The 8,252-nt window shown below is 68.9% G+C and carries 7 protein-coding genes; 6 read left to right on the top strand and 1 reads right to left on the bottom strand.

All coding sequences use genetic code 11. The features are described 5' to 3' along the window. Positions 1 to 462 precede the first annotated feature (462 nt). From EFK10_RS07405 to EFK10_RS49690, 5 genes are all read left to right on the top strand, one after another. On the top strand, positions 463 to 1,092 hold the full coding sequence (locus tag EFK10_RS07405; RefSeq protein WP_127354942.1) for a PadR family transcriptional regulator: 630 nt from the start codon (positions 463 to 465) through the stop codon (positions 1,090 to 1,092). Positions 1,093 to 1,121: 29 nt separating this feature from the next. Then, complete coding sequence (locus EFK10_RS07400) at positions 1,122 to 2,204, top strand: inositol-3-phosphate synthase (protein WP_127354941.1); 1,083 nt, start codon at positions 1,122 to 1,124, stop codon at positions 2,202 to 2,204. Positions 2,205 to 2,544: 340 nt separating this feature from the next. After that, positions 2,545 to 3,870 carry an MFS transporter gene (locus tag EFK10_RS07395; protein ID WP_127354944.1) on the top strand — a complete coding sequence of 442 codons (1,326 nt, stop codon included), beginning with the start codon at positions 2,545 to 2,547 and terminating at the stop codon, positions 3,868 to 3,870. Between the two features lie 5 nt (positions 3,871 to 3,875). Then, positions 3,876 to 4,460 (top strand): LppU/SCO3897 family protein, encoded by a 585-nt coding sequence (locus EFK10_RS07390; protein ID WP_240677056.1) that lies wholly within the window; start codon positions 3,876 to 3,878, stop codon positions 4,458 to 4,460. Between the two features lie 351 nt (positions 4,461 to 4,811). Further along, complete coding sequence (locus EFK10_RS49690; RefSeq protein WP_240677055.1) at positions 4,812 to 5,102, top strand: LppU/SCO3897 family protein; 291 nt, start codon at positions 4,812 to 4,814, stop codon at positions 5,100 to 5,102. 66 nt (positions 5,103 to 5,168) lie between these two features. Here EFK10_RS49690 and EFK10_RS07380 read toward each other — a convergent pair whose 3' ends face one another. After that, positions 5,169 to 6,587, bottom strand: coding sequence for a CCA tRNA nucleotidyltransferase (locus tag EFK10_RS07380; protein WP_127354940.1), 1,419 nt, complete (start codon positions 6,585 to 6,587; stop codon positions 5,169 to 5,171). 237 nt (positions 6,588 to 6,824) lie between these two features. Between EFK10_RS07380 and EFK10_RS07375 the strand changes: the two genes are divergently transcribed. After that, positions 6,825 to 8,252 (top strand): DUF6049 family protein (locus tag EFK10_RS07375; RefSeq protein WP_240677054.1); only part of this gene is annotated, 1,428 nt, incomplete at its 3' end.

Here is an 8,252-nt window from a genome sequence, read left to right as displayed (position 1 = left end):
CGGCCGCTGGGCGGCGGAGGCTGCTGCTGCGCGCCGCGCCGGGCGGCTGCGCGGCCGCCGCCGGGCGGCGACTGCGGCTGCTTGCGACGGTGCTCGCTCATGGACTGCTAACTCCTAGAACAGGCGGCATCGCGCCTGAAGGCGGCAAGGATTCCGGTCCCCCCGGAGTGCGACCGTATCCCCCGAAGGCCGCACCGCACCAAGGAACAGGACGCTCACTTGCGCCCCTCGGTTCCCAGTGCTCTGCATGGCGAACAGAGTACGCAGGGGCAAAACGCGCACCCAGCCAGCGTTCATCACATAACGGACGGTTGACACCGTACAGATTTGGCTATGTGACGCCGCTCACTGTGGGTCGTCTTGCAGCGCCCCAAAGGCACCTCTATCGTCAGGATGTATCGAGTCGATACATCAAGGCGAGATAAGTGGCGACGAGAACCTGAGGACGAGGAGGATGCGGGCATGAGCAAGCGCGCCGGCATCCTTGAGTTCGCCGTCCTCGGCCTGGTGCGCGAATCCCCGATGCACGGTTATGAGCTGCGCAAGCGGCTCAACACCTCGCTCGGTGTGTTCCGCGCGTTCAGTTACGGCAGCCTCTATCCCTGCTTGAAGACGCTGGTCGCCCAGGGCTATCTGGTCGAAGAGACCGGCCCCGAGATCGATCCGCTCGCCGCGCCGCTCGCCGGCCGCCGGGCGAAGATCGTCTACCGGCTGACAGCCGCGGGCAAGGAGCACTTCGAAGAGCTCCTCGCCCACTCCGGCCCCGACGCGTGGGAGGACGAGCACTTCGCGGCTCGTTTCGCCTTCTTCGGCCAGACGTCACGTGACGTACGGATGCGTGTCCTCGAAGGGCGGCGCAGCCGCCTGGAGGAGCGCCTGGAGAAGATGCGCGCGTCCCTCGCGCGTACCCGCGAGCGGCTCGACGGCTACACGCTCGAGCTGCAGCGGCACGGCATGGAGTCGGTGGAGCGCGAGGTCCGCTGGCTGAACGAGCTGATCGAGACCGAGCGAGCCGGGCGGACCCAGCCGCCGTCCGGCCCCGACACAGATGAAGAAGGCGGCGCAACCGGCCCGAGCCGGGGAACCGCATGACGATTTCACTGATTACACAAGGAGCAACCGTGGGTTCGGTTCGCGTAGCCATCGTTGGCGTGGGCAACTGCGCCGCGTCGCTGGTGCAGGGTGTCGAGTACTACAAGGACGCCGACCCGAACGGCCGCGTGCCTGGCCTCATGCACGTGCAGTTCGGCGACTACCACGTGCGTGACGTCGAGTTCGTGGCCGCTTTCGATGTCGACGCGAAGAAGGTCGGCCTCGACCTTGCGGACGCCATCGGCGCCAGCGAGAACAACACCATCAAGATCTGCGACGTGCCGCAGACCGGCGTGACCGTGCAGCGCGGCCACACGCTCGACGGCCTGGGCAAGTACTATCGCCAGACCATCGAGGAGTCCGCCGAGGAGCCGGCCGACATCGTCTCCGTCCTGCGGGAGAAGCAGGTCGATGTCCTGGTCTGCTACCTGCCCGTCGGTTCCGAGGACGCCGCGAAGTTCTACGCGCAGGCCGCCATCGATGCCAAGGTCGCCTTCGTCAACGCGCTGCCGGTCTTCATCGCCGGCACCAAGGAGTGGGCGGACAAGTTCACCGAGGCGGGCGTGCCGATCGTCGGCGACGACATCAAATCGCAGGTCGGCGCCACCATCACGCACCGCGTGCTCACCAAGCTTTTCGAGGACCGCGGTGTCGTCGTCGAGCGCACCATGCAGCTGAACGTCGGCGGCAACATGGACTTCAAGAACATGCTCGAGCGCGAGCGCCTGGAGTCCAAGAAGATCTCCAAGACGCAGGCCGTCACCTCGCAGATCCCCGACCGCGACCTGGGCGCGAAGAACGTCCACATCGGCCCGTCGGACTACGTGCAGTGGCTCGACGACCGCAAGTGGGCATACGTTCGCCTCGAGGGCCGCGCGTTCGGTGACGTCCCGCTGAGCCTGGAGTACAAGCTCGAGGTCTGGGACTCCCCGAACTCCGCCGGCGTCATCATCGACGCGGTGCGCGCCGCGAAGATCGCCAAGGACCGCGGCATCGGCGGCCCGATCCTGTCGGCCTCCTCGTACTTCATGAAGTCCCCGCCGGTCCAGTACTTCGACGACGAGGCCCGCGACAACGTCGAGAAGTTCATCCGCGGCGAGGTCGAGCGCTGAGCCGTCCGGCCACCAGCGTCACGACGCGTACCGCCAGGCCCCCGGGTGCTGCACCCGGGGGCCTGCGCGTCCCAATTCCTCAACGCCGCCCTCGCACTGCTCGGCCCCGGAGGGCCTCCCAGGCTTCGGGACGGCTGCCCTGGACTCTCCCCCAGCCTTCGGCCGGGTGGGGGTCCTCCCCCAGCCTGGCGGCTGGGAGGTGCCCCCACCGGCCGAAGATTGGGGGGAGTGCCCCCTCCGCCGGGCCGGGGCTGGGTAAGCCGCCGCGACGCGTGCCGCCAGGACCGGGTGCTGCACACGGCGACCTGCGCGTCATGTGAGGCTGTGCCGTATGGGTGGCATGGGTGTGGTGCGGGATCTTCGGATGCTGCTGCGGTTGCGGAACTTCCGGCGGTTGCTGCTGGTGCGGCTGCTGTCCCAGCTGTCCGACGGCGTCTTCCAGGTGGCGCTGGCGACATACGTGGTCTTCTCGCCGGAGAAGCAGACCTCGCCGGCCGCGATCGCGTCCGCGATGGCCGTGCTGCTGCTTCCGTACTCCCTGCTCGGGCCGTTCACCGGGGTGTTGCTCGACCGGTGGCGGCGGCGCCAGGCGTTGCTGTACTGCAATCTGCTGCGCTCGGCGCTCTCGGCCGTGACGGCGGTGCTGGTGCTGCTGCACGTCCCGGACTGGCTGTTCTATCTCTCCGCCCTGTCGGTCACGGCGGTCAACCGCTTTGTGCTTGCCGGGCTTTCGGCCGCACTGCCGCGCGTCGTGGACAGCCGGGAGCGCCTCGTCATGGCCAACTCGGTCTCCCCGACGGCCGGAACGCTGGCGGCCACCGCAGGCGGCGGTCTCGCCTTCCTCGTCCACCTTGCCCTCACCAAGGGCACCGGTGCGGATGCGGCGGTGGTGCTGCTCGGGGCGCTGATCTACCTGTGCGCGGGGCTCGCCGCCCTGCTGATGCCGCCGGACCTGCTGGGGCCCGACGCCACCCGCGTACAGCCCGGGCTGCGTACGGCGGTGGCGCACATCACACGGGGGCTCGCCGCCGGGCTACGGCACCTGCGGATGCGGCCCACCGCCGCCCGCACGATGGCCGCGATGACGGTGATGCGCTTCTGCTACGGCGGCCTGACGGTCACCCTGCTGATGCTCTGTCGGTACGCCTGGGCCGATCCGCGCCCCTCCGGCTCAGCCCCGAATCCGGACGATGGGTTGGCGCTGCTCGGGTTCGCGGTGGCGGTGTCCGGAGCGGGATTCTTCGCCGCCGCGGTGGTCACCCCCTGGGCCACGGGGCGGTTCGGCACCTCCGGCTGGGTCGCGGTGTGCGCGGGCGCGGCGGCGGTGCTGCTTCCCGTGCTCGGCCTGCCCTTCGAGCCGGCACCCATGCTGGTGGCCGCCTTCCTCCTCGGCTGCGCCACCCAGGGCGCGAAGATCGCCACCGACACCGTCGTCCAGTCCTCGGTCGATGACGCCTACCGCGGGCGCATCTTCTCCCTCTACGACGTCCTGTTCAACGTCGCCTACGTCGGCGCCGCCGCGGTTTCCGCGCTGGTGCTGCCGCCTGACGGCCGTTCAGCGCTCCTGCTGGTCGTACTGGCCGCCCTCTACGCGCTGGTGGCCTTCGGCATCACCTGGGGTACGGAAGAGGGACGCGAGTGGCTCCGTGTCAGCGCTCCCCGATAACGTACGTGGCTTCGATCGTGCACCCGATCGCCAACGAGGGGGACTCCGTGTCGTATCCGCCGCCGCCCCAGGGTGGTTATCCGCAGCAGCCGCAGCAGCCGTATCCACCGCAGGGTGGCTACGCGTATCCGCCGCAGCAGGCGCAGCCGTCGCAGGGACAGCCTTATCCGCCCCAGCCCTACCCGCCGCAGCAACAGCAGTGGGGAGCGCCCGCGCCCGGCGGACCGATACCTCCGCCGGCGCCGCCGCGGGGTGATGACAGCAACGATCTCGTGAAGAACCTGATCAAGGTCGTCGGTCTTCTCGCGGTCGTCGGCATCATCTGGGCGGGGGCCTCATGGCTGGGCGCGGCTGACGCCAAGAACGCCGTGTACGGCGACTGCATGCACAACAGCGGCACGACGAACGCGCCCGACCTGAACATCGTGGACTGCAACTCCTCGGATGCTCAGTTCAAGGTGGTGGGCGTGCACAACAACACCAGCCTCCTGTCGGTCTGCGGCGACGAGTACACCGCGTACAAGGAGACCTCCGGCACGCGGCGCAAGAAGCGCACGGTGGTCCTCTGCCTGACGGAGCTGAAGAAGTAGCTCTCGGCTCCCCGGCCCGGATGTTTCACGTGAAACATCCGGGCTCCGGGCAGCGGCACCCCTCGGGCAAGCCGGGCCCACCCCTCCAGTAATGTCCGCCCGTTCACAGTGAGCACACAGGCACATCAGGAGGGGGCCACACCATGGCGACACCGCCGCCACCGCAGAGCACCAGCCCGAACGACCAGCAGCCGGCCGTCTTCCCGGCGCCCCAGCCCGGGGGGGGCCTTCCCGCAGCCCGGCGCCTACCCCCAGCCCGGCGCCTATCCCCAGCCCGGAGCCTTCCCGCCGCCCGGTCCCGCACCACGGGCCAGACGCGGCATAGGGAGAGGCCTCCTGCGAGTCGGCGTCATGATCGTCGCAGCGATCCTTGTCTCCTTCGTCTTCTGGTACTTCAACCAGTCCGACGCCGAGACCTCCGCCGTGGGCGACTGCCTCCACAACAAGGGCACCAACTCCGCCCCGGACCTGGCGAAGGTCGACTGCTCCTCCGCCGACGCGGAGTTCAAGATCCTCGGCAAGTTCAAGGACACCAGCGACGACAGCAAGTGCGACACCGTCGCCAAGACCGAGGTCAGCTACATCCAGTCCGGCAGCGACGACCACAACGTCGTGCTCTGCCTGGGCGCCGTCTCGAAGTGACGACGAAGGGGGTCGTGTTTCACGTGAAACACGACCCCCTGTCCCCTACATCCCCCACGCGAGGCCCTATCGGCTCCGGGTGGCCCACCAGTCCTTGAGCGCCGCCACGGCCTCCTCCTCGTTCATCGGCCCGTTCTCCAGCCGCAGTTCCAGCATGTGCTGGTAGGCCTCGCCGACCACCGGACCCGGGCCGACGCCCAGGATCTCCATGATCTGGTTGCCGTCGAGGTCCGGACGGATCGCGTCCAGCTCCTCCCGCTCCTTGAGCTCGGCGATCCGCCCCTCGAGCTCGTCGTACGTACGCGACAGCGCCGCGGCCTTGCGCTTGTTGCGGGTCGTGCAGTCCGAGCGGGTCAGCTTGTGCAGCCGGTCCAGCAGCGGCCCTGCGTCGCGGACGTACCGCCGCACCGCCGAGTCGGTCCACTCCCCGGCGCCGTAGCCGTGGAACCGCAGATGCAGCTCCACCAGGCGGGAGACGTCCTTCACGATGTCGTTCGGGTACTTGAGCTTGGTCATCCGGGCCTTGGTCATCTTCGCGCCGACCACCTCGTGGTGGTGGAAGGAGACCCGCCCGTCGGACTCGAAGCGCCGCGTCCTCGGCTTGCCGATGTCGTGCAGCAGCGCGGCGAGCCGCAGCACCAGGTCCGGGCCGTCCGTCTCCAGGTCGATGGCCTGCTCCAGGACGGTCAGGCTGTGCTCGTAGACGTCCTTGTGGCGGTGGTGCTCATCACTCTCCAGCCGCAGCGCGGACAGTTCGGGCAGCACCCGGTCGGCGAGACCGGTGTCCACCAGCAGCCGTAGCCCCTTGCGGGGGTGCTCGGAGAGGATCAGCTTGTTCAGCTCGTCCCGTACCCGCTCGGCCGAGACGATCTCGATCCGGTCCGCCATCGCCGTCATCGCGGCGACCACCTCCGGCGCCACCTCGAAATCCAGCTGCGCGGCGAAACGCGCGGCCCGCATCATCCGCAGCGGGTCGTCCGAGAACGACGCCTCCGGGGTCCCAGGGGTCCGCAGCACGCGCTGCGCGAGGTCATCGAGCCCGCCGTACGGGTCCACGAACTCGATGTCGGGCAGGGCGACGGCCATGGAGTTGACCGTGAAGTCACGGCGGACCAGGTCCTCCTCGATGGTGTCGCCGTAGGAGACCTCGGGCTTGCGCGAGGTGCGGTCGTACGCCTCGGAGCGGTACGTCGTCACCTCGATCTGGTAGTCCTCCTTGCGGCACCCGACCGTGCCGAAGGCGATACCGACCTCCCAGACCGCGTCCGCCCAGGGACGGAGGATCTTCAGGACTTGTTCGGGCCTGGCGTCGGTCGTGAAGTCGAGGTCATTGCCGAGCCTGCCGAGCAGCGTGTCGCGGACCGAGCCGCCGACAAGGGCGAGCTTGAATCCGGCGTCCTGGAAGCGGCGACCGAGGTCTTCGGCCACCGGCGCGACCTTATGGGCGGTCCGCAGGGTCTGGGGGGCGTTGTTGGCATTCGGCACAACAGAAAAGGGTACGTGGCCCGGCGCCCCGCGGCTCACAGGTTTCGGCGCGCCTGCCCACGGGCCGCGTGCCGATCTTGTAGAGCAGTCCGCAGCACTTAGGCTCAGCGAGCATCGTTACCATGCCAGGACGCACATCCGGTGATGAAGACGATGATGACGAGGGACGGCCAACGCGTGGGCGAGGCGGTACAGCACCCCGGGAGACCACAGGCCCGCTCGCGACGGGTGCGGCGCATGGCCGCACTGTTCGCCGGGGCCTCGCTTTTTGCTGGGCTCCTGCAGGCCCAGGCGGCCCCGGCAGCCTACGCAGCCTCGGGGAGCGACGGCCGGAGCGTCGACGTGTCCGTCGACTCGCTCACCCCCACCGTGCCCACCAAGGGCGGCACGGTCACCGTTTCCGGCACTGTCACCAACGAGACCAAGCAGACGGTCAGCGACGCCCACGTCGGCCTGCGCGTCGCTCCAGGCGGCCCACTGACCAGTCGCAGCGCCATCACCACTGCCGCGTCCCGTACCAGTTATGTAACAAGCGACGGCTACGAACTCACCTCCCGCACGGCGGCCGTGTCGGACCTCCCGGCCGGCGTCACCCGCTCCTTCACCCTGAAGGTTCCGGTCAGCGCGCTCGGGCTCGGCAAGGACGGCGTGTACCAGCTCGGTGTCTCCCTCACCGGTCAGGTCAGCGGCGTCGGCTACGCCCAGATCCTCGGCATCGAGCGGACCTTCCTGCCCTGGTACGAGAACGGCGGCGCCAAGAGCAGCCAGTACACCTTCCTGTGGCCGCTGATCGACCGCCCGCACCTGACCGTGCGCAGCGACAGCGACGACCAGCAGAGCCCGATCTTCCTCAACGACAACCTCGCCAAGGACCTGGCCCCCGGCGGCCGACTGCAGCAGATGGTGGCGCTGGGCAAGAACCTCCCGGTGACCTGGGTGATCGACCCCGACCTGCTCGCGACCGTCGACGCGATGACGAAGAAGTACCAGGTCGCCGGCGACAACGGTGACCTGAAGAACACCAAGGCCGGCACCGGCACCGACGACGCCAAGCAGTGGCTCAAGGACCTCAAGGCCGCCGTGGGCAATCGGGAGGTCGTGGCGCTGCCCTTCTCCGACCCGGACATCGCCTCTATCGCCCACCACGGCAGGAACGTGCCCGGCACCCTGAGCAATCTCAAGACCGCCACCGACCTGTCGACCAACACCGTCGAAACCGTCCTCGGCATCACCCCCACCACCGACACCGCGTGGCCGGTGGACGGCGCCGTCGACTCCTCCATCATCGACGTCGCCACCTCGGCGGGCGCCGACAAGATCATCGCGCGCAGCGACAGCCTCCGGGAGTCCGCCGCACTGAGCTACACGCCCACCGCCGCCCGCCCCCTCGGTGGCGGCACCACCGCACTGGTCTCCGACGCCCTGCTGTCCACGGCCTTCCAGGGCGACATGATCAAGGCCGCGAACGAGACCCTCGCGGTCCAGAAGTTCGTCTCCCAGACCCTCATGATCACCATGGAGGCGCCGGACAAGAAGCGCAGCATCCTCGTCGCCCCGCAGCGCATGCCCACCGCCACCCAGGCCCAGGCCATGGCACAAGCCATCACCACGGTCACCCAGAGCGACTGGGCCAAATCGGCCACCTTCGCCGCCGCTGCCAAGGCG

Origin of the sequence: Streptomyces soli (assembly GCF_003999195.1) — a bacterium.
Lineage (GTDB): Bacteria > Actinomycetota > Actinomycetes > Streptomycetales > Streptomycetaceae > Actinacidiphila > Actinacidiphila soli.
This window is presented reverse-complemented; position numbering and strand designations above follow the sequence as displayed.

What these genes read in the sequence shown, in the direction of transcription:
- EFK10_RS07395 (WP_127354944.1), top strand. Translation starts at nt 2,545, where the DNA reads ATGGGTGTGGTGCGGGATCTTCGGATGCTGCTGCGGTTGCGGAACTTC.
- EFK10_RS07405 (WP_127354942.1), top strand. Translation starts at nt 463, where the DNA reads ATGAGCAAGCGCGCCGGCATCCTTGAGTTCGCCGTCCTCGGCCTGGTG.
- EFK10_RS49690 (WP_240677055.1), top strand. Translation starts at nt 4,812, where the DNA reads ATGATCGTCGCAGCGATCCTTGTCTCCTTCGTCTTCTGGTACTTCAAC.